Raw genomic sequence first — 22915 nt, 5'->3', positions numbered from 1 at the left:
TGTAATCCAACTACAAAAATTAGCCGAGGCTGCTATAATCCCGCCGTTTTTCATCCCCGCCCTAAGGTCCCGGGGGAGCGGTGCAAGCAACGCTGGACCTAAAAAGTCATAGAATTTTGGGAGTTTACGCAATATGGGTCATATCCAAGTGCCGGCAGACGGCGAAAAAGTTACAGTCAATTCCGACGGTTCGCTGAATGTTCCGAATCGCCCGGTTATTCCTTTCATCGAGGGTGACGGCATCGGTGTGGATATCACCCCGGTAATGCGCAAGGTGATCGACGCGTCTGTAGAAAAAGCTTTCGGCGGCGAAAAGAAAATCGAGTGGATGGAAATCTACTGCGGTGAGAAAGCGGCAGAGACTTACGCTGGCGACTGGTTCCCGGCCGAAACTCTGGAAGCGATCAAAGACTACGTTGTTAGCATCAAAGGCCCCCTGACCACTCCAGTAGGCGGCGGCTTCCGTTCCCTGAACGTAGCCCTGCGTCAGGAGCTGGATCTGTACGTATGTCAGCGCCCGGTGCGCTGGTTCAGCGGTGTACCTTCTCCGGTTAAAGAGCCGAACAAGGTAGACATGGTTATCTTCCGTGAAAACTCCGAAGATATCTACGCTGGTATCGAGTGGAAAGCTGACACTGACGAAGCTAAGAAAGTTATCAAGTTCCTGCAGGACGAGATGGGTGTTAAGAAGATCCGTTTCCCTGAGAACTGTGGTATCGGTGTTAAGCCGGTTTCTGCAGAAGGTACCAAGCGTCTCGTGCGCAAGGCTATCCAGTACGCTGTGGACCAGGATCGCGATTCTGTAACCCTGGTACACAAAGGCAACATCATGAAGTTCACAGAAGGTGCCTTCGCTGATTGGGGTTACGAGCTGGCTCGCGACGAGTTTGGCGCTCAGCCGCTGGACGGCGGTCCTTGGCACAGTTTCAAGAACCCGAAGACTGGCAAGGAAATCGTTGTTAAGGACGTAATTGCTGACGCTATGCTGCAGCAGATCCTGCTGCGTCCGGCTGAGTACGACGTAATTGCTACCCTGAACCTGAACGGCGACTACCTGTCTGACGCACTGGCTGCACAGGTTGGTGGTATCGGTATCGCTCCGGGCGCAAACCTGTCCGACGACGTTGCCCTGTTCGAAGCAACCCACGGTACTGCGCCTAAGTACGCTGGCCAGGACAAGGTTAACCCGGGCTCCCTGATTCTTTCCGCTGAGATGATGCTGCGTCACCTGGGCTGGAACGAAGCTGCTGACCTGGTAATCAAGGGTATGGAAGGGGCTATCGAAGCCAAAACCGTAACCTACGATTTCGAGCGTCTGATGGACGGTGCTGAGCTGAAGTCCTGTTCTGCGTTTGGTGACGAAGTTATCAAGCACATGGCTTAAGCTACATCCGTGAGGCCGGGCTGGCTTTAAGTTGGTCCGAGCCCCATGAAAAAAGCCCTTCACATTGGTGAAGGGCTTTTTTATTGTCTGTTTGCTGGGCTCGCTTAGCCGACAGCTTCCGCTTCCTTCTCCCTCGACTTTTCTGTGTGTACTGCATCAGATTCGCTTTTGCTCGAAGTGTTGGGTGAAGTGGTTTCGGAGGTCAATGCGGAGATATTTGCAGCGTGGTAGCCCTTGTCTCCCCGAATAATATCGAAGGTGACTTGCTGGCCGGCCTTCAGGGTTCGGTAGCCTTCCATCTGAATTGCGGAATAGTGCGCGAACAGATCCTCCCCTCCCTCATCTGCAAGAATAAACCCATATCCCTTAGCGTTGTTGAACCACTTTACAGTACCGGTAGGCATAACGATTCCCTCTAATTGCCTGAGTGGCCCCTGGCCACCTTACAGAGTTTTTATATTTATTTGACCTGCTGGTTAGTCGGCTGCGATCCTATCTGCGACTAACGTTTGATGTAGCGGTCACTACCTCTTGTAGTCAACAGCAGGGGGATTGTCAAGGTTCCCCGCTGACCGCTGTGTCAAAGGTCAAATAAGGTTACAATGTCACGTCATTGAAGGTTGCATTGGGTGCAATTTTCAGGCTCGATAGAATTCATTGATAATTGTTATGAGTACTTCGCGAATCATTAAACTAAGCTCCAGTGACTCCGATGGAGACAACCCGTACTTCGATGATTTCGATGGTGGGTTGGCCCTTGAGGAGGCGCCGCCGCAGCTGAAGCGGCCGCCGATGTATAAAGTCATTATGCTCAATGATGACTACACCCCCATGGATTTTGTTGTTGAGACTTTGGAGTTGTTTTTTTCAGTAAACCGGGAGCGCGCCACACAGTTAATGTTGCAGGTTCACACACGGGGAAAAGCAGTGTGTGGTGTCTATACTCGGGATATAGCGGAGACAAAGGCCGCACAGGTCAATCAGTTCGCTCAAGAGAATGAGCATCCCCTGTTATGTGAAATTGAAGCGGACGAAAGCAAAGAGGATTGATTCTGACAAAAACTGCTTTGAACAAAGGGTCCCGTCACCTGAAGGGAATCAGCCAGGATATAAACGCCGGCGAAGGGTGCGCGCCTACCAGCGGAGTCGGCGGGAAATATTGGCGATTAGGGTTTGAGGTTTAGATGCTCAGCAAGGACTTAGAGGTAACGCTTAATCTAGCGTTCAAAGGTGCTCGAGCGAAACGGCATGAATTCATGACCGTTGAGCACCTATTGCTGGCGCTCTTGGATAACGAATCCGCAGCAGATGTTCTACATGCGTGCGGGGCGGATTTAAGTGCATTGCGCCGTGAACTCCTGGAGTTTGTGGACTCCACAACACCGTTGATCCCGGAGGCCGATACAGATCGAGAAACCCAGCCGACATTGGGTTTCCAGAGGGTCCTGCAGAGGGCCGTATTCCATGTCCAGTCATCCGGTAAAAAGGAAGTTACAGGGGCAAATGTCCTGGTCGCCATTTTTTGTGAGCAGGAGAGCCAGGCTGTTTACTACTTGAAGCAGCAGAGTGTTGCCCGGATAGACGTCGTTAACTACATCACCCACGGAATTTCCCGAGTTGGCTCCAGCGGTAACAATCACCATCACGGTTCCGATACTGCACCTGAGCAGGTAGATGAGGAAATTAGCGGGGGCGCTGAGCCAGGTGGTTCCGACCCCCTGGAAAGCTACGCCACCAACCTCAATCAAGAGGCAATTCTTGGCCGTATTGATCCGCTTGTGGGACGTGCACCTGAGGTGGAGCGTGTCACGCAGGTTCTCGCTCGTCGCCGCAAGAACAATCCACTGTTGGTGGGTGAGTCCGGTGTCGGCAAGACGGCAATTGCTGAGGGCTTGGCACGGCGTATTGTCGATGAGGATATCCCCGAACCTTTGAAAGAGAGCACTATTTACTCTCTGGATCTTGGCTCCCTACTGGCTGGGACCAAGTATCGCGGTGATTTTGAGAAGCGCTTTAAGGCGCTGCTGGCGGAACTCAAGAAGCGTGAGCACGCGGTACTGTTTATTGATGAGATCCACACCATCATCGGGGCCGGCGCCGCTTCAGGAGGCGTCATGGATGCCTCCAACCTGCTTAAGCCGCTACTTTCCAGCGGTCAATTGCGCTGCATAGGCTCCACTACTTTTACTGAATATCGCGGTATCTTTGAAAAAGATCGCGCGCTGTCGCGCCGTTTTCAAAAGATCGATGTCAGTGAGCCCTCAGTGGAAGAGACCGTGCAAATATTGCAGGGGCTCAGAAGCTGCTTTGAGGATCACCACAAGGTCCGCTTTACCGATGGAGCTTTGGATGCTGCTGCGCAGCTATCCAGTCGTCACATCACCGAGCGATTCCTCCCAGATAAGGCCATTGATGTAATCGATGAAGCGGGAGCCTACCAATCTTTGCTGCCTGAAGAGGACCGCAAAGAGGTTATTGGGGTTTGTGAGATTGAGATGGTTATCGCCAAGATGGCGAGAATACCTGCCAAGAGCGTGTCTGCTTCTGACAAGGAGCAGTTATCACGCCTGGATGACAACCTCAAAATGGTGGTGTTTGGGCAGGACAGCGCGATTGATGCCCTGGGTACTGCGATTAAGCTGAGTCGCGCCGGCCTGGGTTCTGAAGAGAAACCCATCGGCTCCTTCCTATTTTCGGGCCCCACCGGAGTCGGCAAGACAGAGCTCTGCCGCCAGTTGGCGAAGGTGATGGGTATCGAGCTGATTCGCTTCGATATGTCTGAGTATATGGAGCGCCATACGGTTTCCCGCCTGATCGGCGCGCCCCCTGGGTATGTAGGTTTTGACCAGGGTGGTTTACTGACAGACTCGGTAACCAAGCACCCTCACAGTGTTGTGCTGCTCGATGAAATTGAGAAAGCACACCCCGAAGTATTCAATCTGCTTTTGCAGGTGATGGATCACGGTACCCTAACTGATAACAACGGCCGCAAAGCGGACTTCCGCAATGTCATCCTGATTATGACAACCAATGCGGGCGCTGAGGTGATGAGCCGTCGTTCAATCGGTTTCTCCCATCAAGATCACTCCACCGATGGAATGGAGGAGATCAAGAAGATGTTTACCCCGGAGTTCCGCAATCGCCTCGATAATATTATTCAATTCCGTTCTCTGCCTCTGGATGTCGTGAAGACGGTGGTGGATAAGTTTATCGTTGAGTTGCAGGCCCAGTTGGATGACTCCAAGGTGACACTGGTCGTTGATGATGAGGCTCGAGAGTGGCTGGCGGTGCGGGGTTATGACGAGAAGATGGGTGCGAGGCCTATGTCCCGCCTGATTCGCGACAAGCTGCGCAAGCCTTTGGCAGAAGCCGTGCTCTTTGGTGAGTTGGCAGAAGAGGGTGGGCGTGTTTGCGTCACTATTGAAGATGATGAGCTGGCGATTAAAACGGCGGTGCCCGCCTAAAGTTAATTAGCTTCAGCCAGGCAATAAAAAAGCCACCGAGAGGTGGCTTTTTTATTTCAGGTCAAATTGCCTTGCGGAATTTGACCTCTGAGCGAATTAGCGCGCGCGGTACGTAATGCGGCCCTTGCTCAGGTCGTATGGAGTCAGCTCCACTTTCACCTTGTCGCCGGTGAGAATGCGAATGTAGTTTTTACGCATCTTTCCAGAGATATGCGCAATTACCACGTGTCCGTTTTCCAGTTTTACGCGGAAAGTGGTGTTCGGCAGGGTGTCGATCACCTCGCCTTCCATTTCAATATAATCGTCTTTTGCCATGCGGCAGCAACCTTACAATAACTTGATCAGACCTTTACCCCGGAGGCTCTTTGGCCTAGCCGCGGCTTGACGGGCGAGCATTTTGCACGAAAAGGCAAGATAGAGCAAAGGGAGAGTGTGTTGAACTAGAGCGATTTAAGGCTCCAGCGGTTTTCTTTTAACATTTCGATGGGGCGAAATTGGCTTTTATAGGCCATTTTGTGGCACTTCTCAATCCAGTACCCCAGGTAGAGATTAGGTAGTCCCAAGCGCCGGGCCCATTCGATCTGGTAGAGGATGCAGTAACTGCCCAGGCTCCGTTTGTCCTCATCGGGATCGAAGAAAGTATAGATGGCCGATAACCCGGCAGTCAGGATATCTGTTACAGCCACTGCCACCAACTTGCCGCGGGCTCTCAGCTCAATATAGCGAGTAGACCCCCAAGCCTGACTCAGGAAGCTGCGGTATTGTTCCCGGCTGGGCGGGTACATCTCCCCATCGGCGTGGCGCTGCTCGATATAGCGGGCGTAGAGTTCGTAATGCTCATCTGTATCGATGGACTCGATATGGAATATGTCCAGGTCCTTGTTGCGCTTCCAGCAGCGTCTCTGGTTGCGGTCGGGGACAAACAGGCTCACAGGTACGCGAGCCGGTATACAGGCGCGACAGGTCGCGCACTGGGGGCGATAAAGGTAGGCACCACTGCGCCGGAATCCCAGCTCTGACAGGCGGTTGTACAGACGCTGATCCACTTCTGTTTGTGGATCGACAAACACCGTTGTTGCCTCCCGATCCGGCAGGTAACCGCAGGGGTGGGGCAGGGTGGCCAGTAGGCGCACTGAATCCAGCTGAGAGTATTTACCCATAAGTCCACGAAAGCTTCCAGGGCTGCGGGAAAGGCGGCTGCTTAACGCCGTCTGCCAGCAGTTGTTCGAAATCCTTACGACACATTTCCACTGCCCCAAGGCTGCTGAGATGAGGATTGCTCACCTGGCAGTCGATCAGTGGGCAGCCCCACAATTCTAATTGCCGAACGAGGTGGACAAAAGCGACTTTTGAAGCGGCTGTCTCCCGGTGAAACATCGACTCCCCAAAGAACACTCGCCCCAGCGCAATACCATAGAGTCCGCCAACGAGTTGACCGTCGCGCCAAACCTCCACTGAGTGGGCAAACCCCTGATGGTGCATGTCGATATAGGCGTCGCACATCTCATCGGTGATCCATGTGCCGGTTTCATCCGCCCGGGGGGCACGGCAGGCCTCAATTACCTCGGCAAAGGCTTGGTCGAAGGTGACCGAAAAGGTTCCTCGGCGCAATACTTTGCGCAAAGTGCGGCCAATACGAAAGTTATGCGGGATAACCACGCAGCGAGGGGAGGGGCTCCACCACAAGATTGGCTGGTCATCTGAATACCAGGGGAAGACCCCTCTTTGATAGGCTTCAACCAGCCACTCGGGAGTCAGATCACCTCCGGCTGCCAGCAAGCCATTGGGGTCATCCAGTGCGAATTCAGTTGGGGGAAAGTCTACAACGGTGTGGTCGAGCCACATCAGGCGGCTTTGGGTGTTCCCTGCCACGATCTGACTCCTGTCGGTAGAGGGGGATACCGGGCAGAAAGCTCTGCCCGGGGATTTGACTTACTTCTCGGCGTCGAGGAAGCGCTCGGCGTCCAGGGCGGCCATACAGCCGGTACCCGCAGAAGTTACCGCCTGGCGGTAAATATGGTCGGATACGTCACCTGCGGCAAATACACCGGGAACAGAAGTCTGGGTGGCATTGCCGTTCAGGCCGCTCTCCACAATGAGGTAACCACCATTCATTTCAAGCTGGCCTTCAAAGATGCCGGTATTCGGTTTGTGACCGATAGCAATAAACACACCGGAAACGTCCAGCTCTGAAGTGGTGTCGTCCTGGGTGTTGCGCAGGCGCAGCCCAGTTACACCGTTGTCGTCACCGAGCACTTCGTCCAGGGTGTTGTGCCAGCAGACATTGATATTGCCGTTTTCCACTTTATCCATCAGGCGGTCCTGAAGGATTTTTTCTGCGCGAAGCTCGTCGCGGCGGTGAATCAGGGTCACTTCACTGGCGATATTGGAGAGGTACAGGGCCTCTTCTACGGCGGTGTTGCCACCACCGACAACAGCAACTTTCTGGTCGCGATAGAAGAATCCGTCACAGGTCGCACAGGCGCTGACACCGCGCCCCTGGAAGGCTTCCTCAGAAGGTAGGCCCAGGTACTGAGCTGAGGCACCAGTGGCGATAATCAGCGAGTCACAGGTGTAAGTTTCGTTACCTTTCAAGGTGAAAGGGCGCTGTTTCAGATCAACAGATTCGATGTGATCGAAGATGATTTCTGTCTCGAAGCGCTCTGCGTGCTGCTGCATTTGCACCATCAGGTCCGGACCTTGAAGCTCCGGAATACCGCCCGGCCAGTTCTCGACTTCAGTGGTGGTGGTCAGCTGCCCACCCTGTTGCATACCCGTGATAACAACCGGGTTCAGGTTTGCCCGTGCAGCGTAGATAGCCGCGGTGTAGCCGGCAGGGCCTGAGCCGAGGATGATCAGTCGATGATGGTTATTGCTCATGAAGTACTCTTTAAAACTCTCAATTTGCGAAGTTTACCCAATGGGCTGGGAGTCCATATGCCCGTCCATTTTTTGATCAGGCGAGACTATTAAATTGGGCGATATAATAGGCGATATTTACCATTCGGCGAAATAGTTTGCCTTAATTTGTTCGATTGATCCTACCTATTCAACTCTATCTTTGACCTTGCTAGAGGTTTGGCTCAAATCGGAGTTTGCGCCATAGCTGGCCGTAAGAGCTGGAAAAATGTAAAAAAGTTCCAATCTAACGCAGCTGCTGCTGGCACTGCTAGGGGGAGAATGGGGTGTCACAAATTAGAATTACGGATTGTTAGATGTATTGAGTGTGTGAGCGTCATAGGGGCCAGTGACTTCGAGTAAGTGCCCAAACCCCAGTGGGTTGAGGATCGTTATGCGCTATAAAAGAAAGTTTATACCCTTAAACCTGAAGCGAGAGCAGTTGGGGCATCCTAAAACTTTTCTGACCCTTAGTGAGGAGGCCCAGGCTTTCGTAGCCGAAATTATCGACGATAGTTATTCGTTGCGTTTTTCCATTGATCTGGAGCCCGATGGCGATCACCGGGCGAGCTTACATGGCCCACCCCACCTGCTGGATCTATTTACCGCGCTTAACTTGCAAATACGCTGTGAAATTGTCTCTGATGGATATGGTGATACAGGAGGTGGGGCGGTTACTTGCGCGGGTGAGCCAGAAGAACTCGAGAAGTTTGCTATGGCGCTGGGCCTCAGCAATGGTTGTCGAGTTCTCGACTTGATGTGTGGCAGGGGAGTCCTGAGTAGCTACCTGCTTAAGTTTGCCAAAGCTCATGGGGTTATTATTCAATGTAGCTTGTGCGATTCCCACCCTTCGCAGCTTGAAAACCTTGACCCAAATATTCAATTGCTAGCTGCCGATATCACTATAGGTGACGGAAGAAACTTGCCATATCCCAGTGAATTATTTGATGCTGTGGCAATCAGAATGGGCCTGCACGAAGTGCCTTATAAAGATCAGCCCCTGGTTCTCCAGGAGTGTTATCGGGTTTTGAAGCCGGGAGGTCCGCTGTTGGTTTGGGACTTGATGCCGGCATCTGCCGGGGTCCAAGATTTACTGTGTGCCCAAAAGCGAAAATTGTCAGCGCTGACACACCGTGAATCGTTGCTCTTGGATCGGTTCTTTTTGCGGGAAGACCAGTTGTTACAATTGCTCAGCGATGCAGGCTTTTCGCAAGCAGAGCGGGTATCCAGAACCTATTACCGGGATAGTACTCAAGACAAATTAAAAACAGAGTTGGGCGGGGATCAATACAAATTGGAAATTCTGAATAGTTACCTCCGCGAGAGAGTTACCCAGGCGATTATTGATGAGGTTTGCTGGGAGGATTCAGGGCAGGATATCTCGATGATGATTCCAAATTGCATCTATCGCACGTACAAACCGATAAATTTAGAAGAGAATACTGGCTAGGAAGCGCTCCAGGTTTTTCGATACTGCCGCCAAACAACAAAAAACTACTTGGTGTCAGGGATCGTAAGGCGCAATCTGAAAGCGTAGATTGTAAAATAGCCTGATTGAGTTGCTTTCTTCTGTAAGCAATACAGAATTTTGTCGGGCGGCATGGGGATTCAGGTCCCAGGTAGACACCGCCAAGTTCATGTGGACATAAAAAGTACAGCATTATTGAGGTAAGCCATTGAAGGCCGAAAGCGCAACTGAAAAAAGCCCTGCAGAGAGCAATGCATTGCCAGACTCATTGATCGCCCGACTCGTTCGCGAGGGGGCCCTGATCAGTTTGCTGGCTGGTGCCCTGTTGCTCGCCATTAGCCTGTTAAGCTTTAGCGCAGAAGATCCGGGCTGGTCGCAAACTGGCAGTACCCAAGAAGTGCACAATGCCATTGGGCCAGCCGGTGCTTGGCTGGCAGATGTGTGTTTGTCTTTGCTCGGATGGATGGCTTACCTGTTCCCCTTGCTGATTGGTCTGCGGGCCTATCACATTCTTCGCGATCGCAATGCCCGCTTCCATTTGCCGCTATTTGCTTTGAGAGTATTTGGCTTGCTGCTTGTTCTTGTCAGCGGGGCGGCAATGGCGACTCTTTGTTTTGATCCCGCAGAAAACCCATTGCCGTTTACCAACGGAGGCATCATCGGCAGTGCGATGGCGTCTGCCCTGGGTTCTAGCCTCGGCTATGTAGGGGCAACCATTTTACTGCTGGCGATATTTGCTATCGGTGTCACTGTTTTTACAGGTTTGTCGTGGCTCAAATTGGCAGAGGCAATCGGCAAGAATGTGCTCGGCTTTTTTGCCTTACTGGGCAGTTTCTATCAACGCTGGCGCCAAAAGCGCAATGAGCGGAGGGTGGCCAGAGAGGCGATTGTCGTGCGCAAGGCGGCTGTGGAGGAAGAGAAACAGCGAGTTGCCAAACGAATTCCCCCGAAGATTGAGCCCACTGCCCCCAAGCCGAAGCAGAGTCCTCGGGCAGCAAAGGAAAAACAGCGAGAGCTTTTCAAGAGTGGCCCGGTTACTGGAACCCTGCCGCCGTTGGGTCTACTCGATCCAGCAGATCAAAACAAGAAGGCCGGCTTCTCCCGGGAATCCCTGGAAGCGCTGTCACGCCTGTTGGAACTTAAGCTGAAAGACTTCGGCGTTGTTGCCGAAGTGGTATCTGTGCTGCCGGGACCGGTAGTAACCCGCTTTGAAATTCAGCCAGCTCCCGGTGTAAAGGTGAGCAAGATTTCCAATCTGGCAAAAGACCTGGCGCGCTCACTGGCGGTGATCAGTGTGCGTGTGGTCGAGGTAATCCCAGGCAAGTCGGTTGTGGGTATCGAAATCCCTAACGAAAATCGACAGATGGTACGCCTCAGTGAAGTGTTGTCGGCAGATGTCTACGATAATGCCAAATCGCCGCTGACTCTGGCGCTCGGTCACGATATTTCCGGTCAGCCGGTGGTGGCCGATCTGGCCAAGATGCCTCACTTACTGGTAGCGGGTACCACCGGTTCGGGTAAATCCGTGGGTATCAACGTTATGTTGTTGAGCCTGCTGTACAAATCCACGCCCGATGAGGTCCGCCTGATCCTGGTGGACCCCAAAATGCTGGAGCTCTCGGTGTACGAGGGCATTCCGCATTTGTTGACCCCGGTCATCACCGATATGAACGATGCCGCCAATGGTTTGCGTTGGTGTGTTGGAGAAATGGAGCGCCGCTACAAGTTGATGGCGGCAATGGGGGTGAGAAACCTCGCAGGCTTTAACCGCAAAGTGAAAGAAGCTGAAGAGGCCGGGGAGCCGCTGATCGATCCTATCTGGCAGCCAGATCCCGCCTCCAGCGTGCCGGAAGATGAACAAACCGCACCGGCCCTGAAAGCACTGCCTGCCATTGTTGTCGTGATTGATGAATTTGCCGACATGATGATGATCGTCGGTAAAAAGGTCGAACAGCTGATCGCTCGAATCGCACAAAAAGCCCGTGCAGCTGGCATCCACTTACTGCTTGCAACCCAGCGTCCGTCGGTGGATGTTATTACCGGCTTGATTAAAGCCAACGTACCTACTCGAATCGGTTTCCAGGTTTCGTCCAAGGTGGATTCCCGCACAATCCTCGACCAGGGCGGCGCGGAGCAGCTGCTCGGTCATGGTGACATGTTGTACTTACCGCCTGGAAGTGGTGTTCCCGTTCGTGTCCACGGCGCTTTTGTCGACGATCACGAAGTGCATAAAGTTGTCGCGGATTGGGGCCGTCGCGGTGAGCCTGATTATATCGATGGTATTGTCGACGATAGTAATAACAGTATTCCCGTGCCTGGATTACAGTCTGAAGGCGGTGAGGATGAAGACCCTGAGGCCGATGCGCTCTACGACGAAGCCGTAGCTTTCGTCACTAAATCCCGCAAGGCGTCAATTTCCTCTGTGCAGCGTCAGCTGCGGATTGGTTACAATCGCGCGGCTCGAATTATTGACGCCATGGAGGCTGCCGGGGTGATATCTGCGGCGGGCCACAACGGCAATCGAGAGGTGCTGGCACCGCCGCCAGCCTGATACGAGTTTGGCCCTTGGAGCAGTGGCGGGTTAAGCCACTGTTCACTTAGTCGGGGTTAATCTTTAAGGAAATCAATACGTTGGGACTCCACTATGAAAAGAATTCTGCAGGGTCTGCTGCTTTCAATCAGTGTTACCGCCAGCGCGGCCTGGGCTGATGCCACCGATGACCTGAGCGATTTACTCAAGCCGTTGGAGGCGATTTCGGGTAATTTCAAACAGACATTGATCGACGAGCGCGGTGAGGTCACACAGAAGAGCAATGGTAGCTTTTCTGTGCAGCGCCCGGGCAAATTGCGCTGGAAAACCGGTGAGCCTTACCCCCAGTTACTGGTGACAAACAACAAGACGCTCTGGCTGTACGATCCGGACCTGGAGCAGGTGACAGTTCGCCCGGTGGATGCCCGTATTAAGGATACCCCAGCCCTATTACTGGGGGGCAAAGTAGAGGAAATTCGAGGCTCGTTTAATGTGAGCCAGAAAGAAGGGGTTTATCAGCTGACCCCCAAGAACCCCTCGGCCCCTTTTAAAGCCATGGAAATTCGATTTGCCAAAAATGGCTTGCCGTCGGCAATGACCGTGCGCGATGGTATGGGACAAACCACTGAAATTCAGTTCAGTGGTATGGAGGCGAACCCAAAACTATCCGCTTCTATATTTGATTTTAAGCCCCCGGCCGGTACTGACATTATTAAAGATGAGTGATCTGTTCGATACTCCCAAAACCCACCAACCCCTCGCGGCCCGTATGCGGCCGAATTCCCTGGCCCACTATGTGGGCCAGTCGCATTTATTGGGGGAGGGCAAACCTCTGCGGGAGGCCGTAGAGCGCGGCCAACTGCACTCAATGATTTTGTGGGGGCCACCCGGTGTTGGCAAAACCACTTTTGCGCGGTTGCTAGCTGAAGAGTGCGATGCTCGATTTGCCACTCTGTCTGCGGTACTCGCCGGAGTGAAAGATATTCGCCAGGCGGTGGCCGAAGCTGAACAGCACCGGATACAGTCGGGCCGACACACTATTTTATTTGTCGATGAAGTGCATCGATTTAATAAGGCTCAGCAGGATGCCTTCCTTCCCTACGTGGAGGAGGGCACTGTGACTTTTGTCGGGGCGACTACGGAGAACCCGGCTTTTGAGTTGAACAATGCGCTTCTATCCCGGTGCCGGGTCTATCTTTTGCGCAGTATTCCCGAAGAGGAATTGTTGGGGTTGCTGCGCTACGCCCTGCAAACTGACCAGCAGTTGCGCGAGCGGAGCGTCAACATTCCCGAAGAAGTGTTGGGCAAGATTGCCCGGGCTGCCGATGGGGATGCCCGCAGTGCTTTGAACTTGCTGGAAGTGGCATGCGATCTGGCCAAAGAGGAGGCCGGGCGACTGATTGTCGATGAAGACGTGCTCGCCGAGGTGCTCAGTGCCGATGTTCGCCGTTTTGATAAAGGCGGCGATTATTTTTACGATCAGATTTCCGCCATGCATAAATCAGTGCGGGGGTCTGACCCGGATGCGGCGCTCTACTGGTTTGTGCGGATGCTGGATGGAGGCTGCGACCCGCTATATATCGCTCGCCGTGTCGTGCGTATGGCTAGTGAAGATATCGGCAATGCGGACCCGAGGGCTTTGCAGTTGTCGCTGAATGCCTGGGATGTGCAGGAACGACTGGGGAGCCCCGAGGGCGAGCTGGCAATTGCCCAAGCCATTACTTACCTGGCGGTTGCGGCAAAAAGCAATGCGGTTTACTCCGCTTACAATCGTGCCGTGGCGGATGTTCGTCGCGAGCCCAGTTACGAAGTGCCAGTGCATTTGCGCAATGCCCCTACCAAACTGGCAAAAAGCCTGTCCCACGGTGCGGAGTATCGCTACGCCCACGACGAACCCGATGCTTTTGCTGCGGGAGAGAATTACTTCCCCGAAGAGATTGCTGAGCGCGAGTACTACCAGCCGGTTCCCCGAGGGTTGGAGTTAAAAATTTCAGAAAAATTGCAGACTCTGCGCCGACTAAATCGCGAGAGTGACAGGCAGCGTTACAGAAACTCTAAATAGATAGAGAGGAAGCAGCTAAATGCAGTGGCTGGCAGTCGCCTTGGGCGGCGCACTTGGGGCAGTTCTTCGCCACCTGGTGAGTATCTGGAGCTTTCCGGTATTTGAGGGTCGGTTTCCGCTAGGAACCATCATTGTCAATTTAACAGGCTCTTTTTTGATCGGTATTGTTTATGTACTGATCGCTCACCGCGCCATGTTGGGGGAGGAATGGCGTCTACTGTTGATGACCGGCATGTTTGGCGCACTGACAACCTTTTCCACTTTCTCCCTCGAAAGCCTGATACTGTGGCACAATGGCCAGCCGCTGGTGGCCCTTGGCTATATTGTCGGCAGCCTTGTTGGTTGTTTGTTGGCCACCGCTGCTGCTGTCGCTTTGGCGACACGGTATTTTTAATTTAACTTCTCTGTTGTAGGAGCCTGATAACAGGCGAACTGGAAACGATGCTCGATCCCAAACTGATTCGCACGGATATGGACCAGGTGGCCGCTGCCCTGAAAAAGCGCGGTGTAGAACTGGATACTGCCAAACTTGAAGCCCTTGAAGAACGCCGCAAAGAATTGCAGGTGCGCACCGAGAGTTTGCAAAACGAGCGCAATAGCAAGTCGAAAAATATCGGCCGTGCCAAGGCGAATGGTGAAGATATTGCCCCGCTTTTGAAAGAAGTGGAGTCCCTCGGTGGTGAGTTGCAAGATGCCAAACATGCACTGACAGAATTGCAGGGAGAGCTGGATGCAATCTTGTCTGCGATTCCCAACTTGCCGGATGCCTCAGTGCCTGAAGGCGAGAGTGAAGACGATAATGTAGAAGTTCGCCGCTGGGGCCAGCCGCGTACTTTTGACTTTGAAGTTAAAGACCACGTAGACCTGGGCACACACCTTGGTGGCCTTGACTTCGAGATGGCAGTGAAGCTAACCGGCTCCCGCTTTGCGGTAATGAGTGGTGATGTTGCGCGTCTGCATCGCGCGTTGGCACAGTTTATGCTGGATACTCACACCGAAGAGCATGGTTACCAGGAAACCAATGTGCCGGTTGTTGTGAATGCTGATTCCCTGTACGGCACTTCCCAGCTGCCTAAATTTGAGGAAGACCTGTTTAAGCTCGAGGATGATCGTGGTTTTTACCTGATCCCGACTGCGGAAGTGCCCCTCACCAATATGTATCGCGATCATATTGTTGAAGACAGTGCTAGCCTGCCGCATAAATTGGTTGCTCACACTACCTGCTTCCGCTCTGAAGCTGGCTCTCACGGCCGCGACACTCGTGGCATGATTCGCCAGCACCAGTTTGAAAAGGTAGAACTGGTTTGGGTGGCGCGCCCGGATCAGTCTGAAGAGGCATTGGAAACCCTGACGCAAAATGCTGAGACCATTTTGCAGAAGCTGAACCTGCCATACCGCACAGTGATTCTCTGCGGTGGCGATATCGGTTTCTCTGCTCGAAAGACATACGATATTGAAGTTTGGATTCCGTCCCAGGATAAGTACCGCGAGATATCCTCTTGCTCCCTGGTAGGTGACTTCCAGGCGCGCCGAATGAAGGCGCGCTGGCGCAACCCGGAAACCAATAAGCCCGAATTGGTGCATACGCTGAATGGCTCCGGCCTTGCCGTGGGTCGTACCCTTATCGCTGTTCTGGAAAATTACCAGCGCGAGGATGGCAGTATAGAGGTGCCGGAAGTATTGCGGCCCTATATGCGAGGCCAGGAAGTGATCTCAGCTTCCTGAGCGTAGCACTCCAAAAGGGCGAGCGTAGAGTTCGCCCTTTTTTGTTTGTAGTCATGAGTTTCACTTTGCCCGCTATTTGATGGAATAAGAAGTTGCGTTATTTACCCCTCGCATTTGATGTCAAAGATCATCCCTGTTTGATTGTTGGAGGCGGCTCCATTGCCACCCGTAAAGCTCGTTTATTGCACAAAGCGGGTGCACGGATATTGGTGGTATCCCCGGAAATTACCGATGAGCTTCAGCAAATGGTGACTGATTCTGGTGGGGAATGGTTTCAATCAGTTTATGCGAGCGAGCATTTACAGAAAGCGGGGCTGGTCGTTGCTGCATCCGATAGCGAGTCCGTGAATGCACAGGTTTCAGCCGATGCCCAGGCTCAGCGCCTGCCGGTCAATGCGGTGGACGCGCCAGAGTTGTGCACGTTTACTTTTCCGGCCATTGTGGAGCGGGGAGATCTATCGATCGGTATCAGTAGTGGTGGCGCGGCTCCAGTACTGGCACGCAGAATCAGGGCCCAGCTCGAAGCTCTGCTGTCGCCGGGTCTGGGACCGCTGGTAACTTTGGCGGCGCGAATGCGCGATAGGGTTAAGGCAGCGCTGCCAGAGTCTCGCCGCAAGAATTTTTGGGAGTGGGTTTTTGCCGGCCCCGTTGCCAACCGCATGGAGGCCGGGCAACCGGCAGATGCCGAGCAGGCGCTGGTGGATGCGCTCCAAGACTGGCAGGGGAGCCCCAATCCGGTGGGTGAGGTTTACCTGGTGGGTGGAGGTCCGGGAGATCCAGACCTGCTGACTTTTCGCGCACTGCGCTTGATGCAGCAGGCAGATGTGGTTCTCTACGATCGGCTGGTTTCACCGGAAGTGATGGAGTTGGTGCGCCGGGATGCAGAGCGAATCTATGTGGGTAAGCGCAAGGCTTTCCACGCGGTGCCACAGGACGATATCAATCAGCTGTTGGTAGATCTGGCCAGCCAAGGTAAAAAGGTTTTGCGGCTTAAGGGAGGCGATCCCTTTATTTTTGGTCGAGGCGGTGAGGAAATAGACAAGTTGTCAGAGGCGGGGATCCCCTTTCAGGTAGTGCCGGGAATCACTGCGGCCTCTGGTTGCGCCAGTTACGCCGGTATCCCACTGACTCACCGGGATCACGCTCAATCTGTGCGCTTTATTACCGGGCACCTGAAAGAGGGTGAGTTGGACCTCCCTTGGCAAGAACTTGCGGGCCCAGCACAAACCCTGGTTTTCTATATGGGGCTTACGGGGTTACAAACTATTTGTGCTGAATTGATTAAACACGGGCTCGATGCGAATACGCCGGCTGCCTTGGTTGAAAAGGGCACTACGCGAGACCAACGAGTAGTTGTCGGTGACTTGAGCAGCTTGCCGGCCCTTGCTGAAAACAGTGAAGTTCGAGCGCCAACACTCACCATCATTGGTGGGGTAGTGAGCTTGCATGAAAAGCTTCAGTGGTATCAGCCAAATCGAGAGGATTAAGGCAGGCACTCAATGACGCCGAGAGTACCTATACTGAAAAGGTACTCTCAGAGTGGTGTTCAATATGCTGCTTGCATTTATTCGCTTTTATTGCACCAATGCTGTGCGCTTTTTTCTCCCACCGGTCCGTGAAATAGCAATTCCTGCACAGCTAGACAGTCACACCCGGCGCTACACCTACCACTACCAGCAAAAGAAGAGCTGGGTGAGAAATCTCTGGATTACATCGGCGGCATTGATGTTGTGCTTTCCCGTGCTGCCTTTCGTTGTGAGTCTTGCCTTCTTCACCACGTTTCTGTCTTTCGCAATTCTCGATGAGACTGCTTGACTTTAGCGTCCCTGCGGTACCTCTAATTTAACGTGAGTCGGTAGCGAGGCTCGCGTTCAACAAATGATGAAGCGTTTCCCTTTACCCAATCCTGATGGCCGTTACCGAAAAATGGTGAGAGTGGATGGGCACTTTGACCTGTTGCCATATGGAAAATACCGTCTGCATCCCGACCCGGTGAAACCACTAAGCGCTGGGATGCGCCATGAGTGGGAGATTGGAAGCGGGGCATATGGGTATCTCCTGCGAGAGGCTCCGCAGGCATTGCCAGGAACCAGTTCAGCGGTGGTATTGCTTTGCCCAGTGGATGCTGGATCTTTGCCGTGTTTTCAGCACCCCAGGATTGACGCTTAAGGGGCTGATTGCTGCGGTTCATTTTTTCCAGTACTTGATCCAGGGCGGCGAGCTTTATCGCGTTCCAGGATTCAAAATCCGGGTTGAGAAGCTGTTTTGGCTCTTGCTGAGCCATTTCCCAAAGTGGGTATTCAAATTGGCGCTTGAGTTGGCCGAAAGAAAACTTAGGCTGATAGCGGCGCATGTAAGTCAAAATGGGCGCTGTCGTAAGCTCCATCAACTTCAGGCGATAGTTGCGAACGATGCGATAGCCTACGGAGTCGATGGCGGCTCGGCCTCCCCAATTTTGAATCTGTGTATATACCTCGCGGTAGTCTTGCTGATCTTCAAGTAAGGTGAGGAGGTGTTGCTGCCACCGCTCGAGAAAAACTGCCTGATCGTCGAGCTGGATATTTAAAAGGTCCTGCTCATTGAATTTTTCTTGAGCGAAAAGCCGTTCGCGAATTTGTTGCTGACGTGCGCCGAGCGCATAGCCGTGGTTGCCCATGAGTTTGAGATAGTCCCCATCAACGATACGAGCGTTGGCACTCCAGATTCGGCCGGACTCCGGGTTATACAGGCGGGGATGCTCCTGGGGGCTTAAATAGCCGTCCCAATAGGCACTACCATCTGCCCAGCTGATTGATCGACTGCCATCAAACCCGACTCGCTTGGGAATAGCGCCAGCCACAGTCCAACCAATATTGCCGTTACTATCGCCAACCACTAGGTTCTGGTGGGGGATGCCTATGGTGGGGCCAAGCTCCAGAGCTTCTTCGGCGGTGCGAACAACTTCCATATCAATCAAGTTCATATTGCCGCCCAGAGTGTCGTGAGCAACCCAGCGGAATGCGAGAGGAACGCCATCGTGGTTTGTACCGATAACGGGACCCCAGATAGTTGTGCGAACTTCTATGGTTTTTGGGTCGCTGCCTTTGACGGCGATAGATTCTGTTTCATAGGCAAAATTCCTCCAGCCTTCAGGCGTTTTATATTGATTGCCGTCTTCGCTGAGTTCCAGTGGAATCAGGTCACTCCAGTCGCCACCGGTGTTGGTAAATCCCCAGGCAACTAATTCGTTGCTTCCGGCAACCATAATTGGGCCGCCTGGAAGGGTTACGCCACGAACAAATCGGTTGGTGCCTGGTATGCTCCAGCCTGCTCGGAACCAGATATTGGGAACACTCAGCCCGAGGTGCATATCGTTGGCAAGAATGGCTCCACCGTGCGCTGTTAAATTACCGCCGACCACCCAGTTATTACTGCCGTAAATTTTGTCATCACTCTCCATCGCCTGATAAACGATAGTGTCCTGTTCATCTAAAAGTGCAGAAATCGGTGTTTCTGGGAGGCTGACCTTTTCTCGTGCGTCTCCAAATAGTGGTGCGTCCCACCGCCCGCCTTGGGGAAAATAGAAAGCGTAGAGATCTGCTGGAAGTAATTCGGCTAAAGCGGTGTCGCGAAGTTCATAACTACCGCGTTCACTTTGTAGCGTCAGGTACATGCTGTAGATAGTTAACAGGCTGTCGGCAGAATTCCAGGGGCGCGGTTCCTGACCCAATAACAAATACTCCCAGGGTTTTGCGGGAAGCTGGTTGAGGCCAAAATTAATACCGTTGATATATTGATCCAGAAGGGCCTTTTGTTCCGCCGGCATCGCAGCAATGTTTCGCTCTGCTCGCTGGCGAAATTGATGCAAACGTACCTTTTGATCGTGTTTTATAGTGGATGCGCCCAGTAATTCTGATAATTCCCCAGCAGAACTTCTCCGCAATAGATCCATTTGAAAAAAACGTTCCTGCGCGTGTAAAAAGCCCAATGCGAAGGCCGAACTGCTTCGGTTTTCAGAATGAATTAATGGCACTCCCTGTGAATCGCGCTCGATAACAACCGGGTCTTTTAATTCACTCGTGGTAATGGTTCCATCGAGAATAGGCAAGCTCTGTCGGAGCCAGATCCAGGAGCCAATTAAAAATATAATTATCAAACCCAATATGCTGATAATTAGTGCTGGCATATACCGCTTGAGAAATGGAAATGTTGTCATTGTGGTGGCCGCAAAATCTCTGAGTTAATGTCGGTAGCACTTTATTGTGCAATTTTAATTTCACTCGCAAAGTTACTAAGCGATACAAAGAGTAACTTTTAGTGACAAAACCCAAGCTTTAAATTATAGGATTTTCCTGTCTTTCACTGCTATTTCTCGAAGAACTGACTGGTCACAAGAAAAAAGTCATCGCAGGGTTTTCAATATGAAAACGCAACCGTAAGATGGCGTGCAATAACAAAAACAACAAGAAATCGAAAACATCAGGCTGTATAACAATAAACGCGAGGACGCGATGATGCACGATGTTGGTAGAGATGTAACAAACCGTAGATTCAATCTTTCCATTCTTTCTGGAACCATTGCTTTCCTCACCGCTGTCGGCTCTCACGTTCACGCTGCGGAAATTGAGGAGGTTGTCGTTACTGCGCAGAAGCGAGCGGAAAACCTACAGGACGTACCTATCGCGATTTCCGCCTTCACCGGGGAAAATATAAAAGAAGCCGGTGTCAAAAATTTGACTGACTTGGGGAAATATACGCCGGGCGTGGAAATGCACAATGATACCGCCCTGCAACCAACGTACAGTATTCGCGGCGTGCAAACTAATGACTGGACCATAGGCTCTGATCCAGCAGTGGCGGTCTATGTGGATGGGGTTTATACCGGCCGCAGTGCAGGTGCCGAGATACCGCTGACCGATATTGAGAGGGTTGAAGTCCTCAAAGGGCCTCAGGGTACACTATTCGGTCGCAATGCCACCGGTGGTGCGATCCACATTATTACCACCAAACCGCAGGCGGATGATTCTACGGAATTAAATCTAACTGCCGGTAATTATGGGCGCCAGTCGTCGGATCTTTTGGTTAATCGCCAGATTAGTGACAACCTGTATGGCCGTTTTTCGGCGTCGACAAATCGTCGCGATCCATTTGCTGATAATTTAGCAAATGGATTCTCTGTAGGGGATCAGGATACTCAGACCTACCGCGCCTCTGTGTTGTGGGAGCCGGCGACGGATACCGAGGTGCTGTGGCGCGCCAATTACGGGGTTATGGATCAAGGCAGCGCTTTGCGAACAACGATAGTGCCCAGTCTTAAAGATGAAACGGATGTTTTTGGCGATTACGCCCTGGATACCCCGACCATTGAGGATCGTGATTCCTTCGGCACATCACTGACAATTACCAAAGATTTCGATAATTTCACGTTTACTTCGATTACAGCCTATAGCGAATTCGATGCCCACCTGCAGCAGGATGAGGATGGTACTGCCAACCCGGACTATATGTTTGGGTCAGCTAATACTGATGATCAAAGCCAGTTCTCTCAAGAATTCCGTCTCAATGGTGCTACAGATACCATCAAATGGACTCTGGGAGCTTCTTACTCCGAAGAAGAGGTGGATCACACCACTTATGCCAATTTCACTACCGGATCGGTGGAATCCTTTGCCGTCTATGAAGGGGTAAAAGCTGCCTATCCAGACCTGACCCAAACCGAGCAAGAGGACTTAGCGGTTATCACCCGTGCGCAGCTACAGCAGGCGGGGTTGGAGGGAATTGCCAGCGCTTCCTTTGTCTATGACCTGATGCTGCAAACAGGCCAGGTGGATGCGTTACTCGCTCAGTTAGGGGCCACTGGTATAACCGGCGATATGCTCTATGCGGAAGATGTAGTCGGACAGATGATGGCGGGCTTCAATCCCTGGATAGCCTCGGATGCACATTGGGGGGAGAGCGTTCGCAACACAGGTGATTACCGTTCCAGTGCTATTTACGGCGACATGACCTGGAGCCTTACCGATAAGATGGACCTGACTGTCGGTGCTCGTTATACCTACGATCAAAAAGATTTCACCATCCAGACGGCTTATGGCAACAGTATTCCTCTGTCACTATCCGGCGGAGATGTGCGCTTGGTTGACGGAGATGGCAACGTAATCGGCACTGTAACCCTGCCTGAGGTCGATTTGGGGTCGCAGTTGTTTGGTATTGTGTTTTTCAACAATGGCCAGCCGGTTTTGGACTCCAAATTGAGTGATAGCTGGAGCGACCTTTCCGGTCGTATAGTGCTGGATTACCGCTGGAATGACGATGTGATGACCTATGTCTCCCTGGCGGATGGTTTTAAAGCTGGTGGATTCAATAGTCTTAATTTTGGTCCCGGGGTTGAGTCGTCTTTTGATCAGGAAGATGTCGTTAACCTGGAGGTTGGTCTTAAGAGCAGCCTGTTCGACAACCGAGTACGCTTGAATACCTCTATTTACACCTACGAATACAACAATTTGCAGGAGCTGGATCTGGTGGGTACTCCTATTCCCAGTTATAACCTGCGGAATTCGGATGCAGAGGGTACTGGGGCGGAGATCGAAGTGCAGTGGGCAGTAACAGAGAGCTTGTTTATTGCCGGTAATTACTCCTACCTGGATACAGAGTTTACTGACTACCAGATCATCGAAGCCATTGGTGAGACTGAAGAGGACTCGAAAGTAGGCCAGTCTCGGGTATCAACGCCAGAGAATAAATTCAACCTAATGGCTGAATACACAGTGGACCTTGCATCTGGCGGGGAGTTTATTTTCCGTGGCGATTATAACTGGACAGATGAGCGAATTGGTTCGATTACTGACCGGACACGTATCGTGGAAGACTATCAGTTGTTCAACCTACGGGCGGCCTGGAACAGCCCTTCAGATAGTTATTCTTTAGCGCTATGGATACAAAATTTGACGGATGAAGAAATTGCTGGCGGTTATGGTGGTACCGGTGCAGCCATTGGTGCCAGTCCCGCTTGGCGCTTTATGCCGAGAATGTACGGTGCGGATTTAACTGTCCGATTTTAATTAACCCATGGGTTAATACGGCACAGGGATGTGCTGTTGTCGACCTTGGGAGGGCATTTAAAGGCCACAGGGGCATTGTGGGATTATTTAGAGCCCCTTATTCCGGCAGTAGCCTATAAAAAACGTTTAGATTGTGAAAATTGCGTCTAAATTTTGAAAGAAATATTACATAAAACAATTTTTGCTCTATTTTATTAAGTTATTCCTGTCAGCATGACGAGAGAGTGGGCCGGTTTATCCGGCCCTTTTTTTTATTGACCCTTCAAGAGAAAAATAAACTGGCGCATATACCCTTCTGTTGAATAGCTAGCCTCTAGGTTTACACCTAAAACTGCGTATGATGA

Annotated in this window: 18 protein-coding genes; 12 read left to right on the top strand and 6 right to left on the bottom strand. The window is 52.2% G+C overall.

Going from position 1 to position 22915, the window contains the following annotated elements; translation table 11 throughout:
* Positions 1–133 precede the first annotated feature (133 nt).
* A complete protein-coding gene (gene icd / locus ACJJI8_RS19100; RefSeq protein WP_020415259.1) occupies positions 134–1384 on the top strand; it encodes an NADP-dependent isocitrate dehydrogenase in 1251 nt (416 codons plus the stop codon).
* Positions 1385–1488: 104 nt separating this feature from the next.
* On the opposite strand, the gene cspD is transcribed toward icd, so the two are convergent.
* A complete protein-coding gene (gene cspD, locus ACJJI8_RS19095) occupies positions 1489–1788 on the bottom strand; it encodes a cold shock domain-containing protein CspD (protein WP_413662225.1) in 300 nt (99 codons plus the stop codon).
* 265 nt (positions 1789–2053) lie between these two features.
* On the opposite strand from cspD, the gene clpS reads away from it, so the two are divergent.
* Complete coding sequence (clpS, locus tag ACJJI8_RS19090) at positions 2054–2434, top strand: ATP-dependent Clp protease adapter ClpS (RefSeq protein WP_444913975.1); 381 nt, start codon at positions 2054–2056, stop codon at positions 2432–2434.
* 134 nt (positions 2435–2568) lie between these two features.
* Entirely contained in the window at positions 2569–4848 is a 2280-nt protein-coding gene (gene clpA, locus ACJJI8_RS19085) for an ATP-dependent Clp protease ATP-binding subunit ClpA (RefSeq protein ID WP_413662223.1), read from the top strand.
* Positions 4849–4944: 96 nt separating this feature from the next.
* On the opposite strand, the gene infA is transcribed toward clpA, so the two are convergent.
* The 4 genes from infA to trxB form a co-directional block, all read right to left on the bottom strand.
* A complete protein-coding gene (gene infA / locus ACJJI8_RS19080; protein WP_010130378.1) occupies positions 4945–5163 on the bottom strand; it encodes a translation initiation factor IF-1 in 219 nt (72 codons plus the stop codon).
* A 125-nt stretch (positions 5164–5288) separates the two neighbouring features.
* On the bottom strand, positions 5289–6008 hold the full coding sequence (locus tag ACJJI8_RS19075; protein ID WP_413662222.1) for an arginyltransferase: 720 nt from the start codon (positions 6006–6008) through the stop codon (positions 5289–5291).
* A complete protein-coding gene (gene aat, locus ACJJI8_RS19070; protein ID WP_444935176.1) occupies positions 6001–6693 on the bottom strand; it encodes a leucyl/phenylalanyl-tRNA--protein transferase in 693 nt (230 codons plus the stop codon). The genes ACJJI8_RS19075 and aat overlap by 8 nt, the downstream gene beginning before the upstream one ends.
* Before the next feature lie 87 nt (positions 6694–6780).
* Positions 6781–7728 (bottom strand): thioredoxin-disulfide reductase, encoded by a 948-nt coding sequence (gene trxB / locus ACJJI8_RS19065; protein WP_444917332.1) that lies wholly within the window; start codon positions 7726–7728, stop codon positions 6781–6783.
* 412 nt (positions 7729–8140) lie between these two features.
* Between trxB and ACJJI8_RS19060 the strand changes: the two genes are divergently transcribed.
* The 8 genes from ACJJI8_RS19060 (at position 8141) to ACJJI8_RS19025 (ending at position 17346) form a co-directional block, all read left to right on the top strand.
* Positions 8141–9196: a methyltransferase domain-containing protein gene (locus ACJJI8_RS19060; RefSeq protein WP_282933071.1), complete on the top strand. Its 1056-nt coding sequence runs from the start codon at positions 8141–8143 to the stop codon at positions 9194–9196.
* Positions 9197–9422: 226 nt separating this feature from the next.
* A complete protein-coding gene (locus ACJJI8_RS19055; protein WP_444933383.1) occupies positions 9423–11765 on the top strand; it encodes a DNA translocase FtsK in 2343 nt (780 codons plus the stop codon).
* Between the two features lie 93 nt (positions 11766–11858).
* Positions 11859–12470, top strand: a complete 612-nt coding sequence (gene lolA / locus ACJJI8_RS19050) for an outer membrane lipoprotein periplasmic chaperone LolA (protein ID WP_444913974.1) — start codon at positions 11859–11861, stop codon at positions 12468–12470.
* The gene (locus ACJJI8_RS19045; protein ID WP_413662219.1) at positions 12463–13806 is read left to right on the top strand and encodes a replication-associated recombination protein A; all 1344 of its coding nucleotides are present in this window, start codon (positions 12463–12465) and stop codon (positions 13804–13806) included. The genes lolA and ACJJI8_RS19045 overlap by 8 nt, the downstream gene beginning before the upstream one ends.
* Positions 13807–13825: 19 nt before the next feature.
* The gene (crcB, locus tag ACJJI8_RS19040; protein WP_282933067.1) at positions 13826–14200 is read left to right on the top strand and encodes a fluoride efflux transporter CrcB; all 375 of its coding nucleotides are present in this window, start codon (positions 13826–13828) and stop codon (positions 14198–14200) included.
* A 47-nt stretch (positions 14201–14247) separates the two neighbouring features.
* Entirely contained in the window at positions 14248–15531 is a 1284-nt protein-coding gene (gene serS, locus ACJJI8_RS19035) for a serine--tRNA ligase (RefSeq protein ID WP_282933066.1), read from the top strand.
* A gap of 92 nt (positions 15532–15623) precedes the next feature.
* The gene (gene cysG, locus ACJJI8_RS19030; protein WP_444913973.1) at positions 15624–17018 is read left to right on the top strand and encodes a siroheme synthase CysG; all 1395 of its coding nucleotides are present in this window, start codon (positions 15624–15626) and stop codon (positions 17016–17018) included.
* Between the two features lie 64 nt (positions 17019–17082).
* Positions 17083–17346 carry a hypothetical protein gene (locus tag ACJJI8_RS19025; RefSeq protein ID WP_444908100.1) on the top strand — a complete coding sequence of 88 codons (264 nt, stop codon included), beginning with the start codon at positions 17083–17085 and terminating at the stop codon, positions 17344–17346.
* 22 nt (positions 17347–17368) lie between these two features.
* On the opposite strand, the gene ACJJI8_RS19020 is transcribed toward ACJJI8_RS19025, so the two are convergent.
* On the bottom strand, positions 17369–19666 hold the full coding sequence (locus ACJJI8_RS19020) for a penicillin acylase family protein (protein WP_444933382.1): 2298 nt from the start codon (positions 19664–19666) through the stop codon (positions 17369–17371).
* Between the two features lie 355 nt (positions 19667–20021).
* Between ACJJI8_RS19020 and ACJJI8_RS19015 the strand changes: the two genes are divergently transcribed.
* A complete protein-coding gene (locus ACJJI8_RS19015) occupies positions 20022–22571 on the top strand; it encodes a TonB-dependent receptor (protein ID WP_444933381.1) in 2550 nt (849 codons plus the stop codon).
* Positions 22572–22915 lie beyond the last annotated feature (344 nt).

The organism is Microbulbifer maximicatervae (SeqCode), assembly GCF_052467695.1.
Note: the sequence above shows the minus strand (reverse complement) of the source record. Positions and strands in the feature narration are given on the sequence as shown.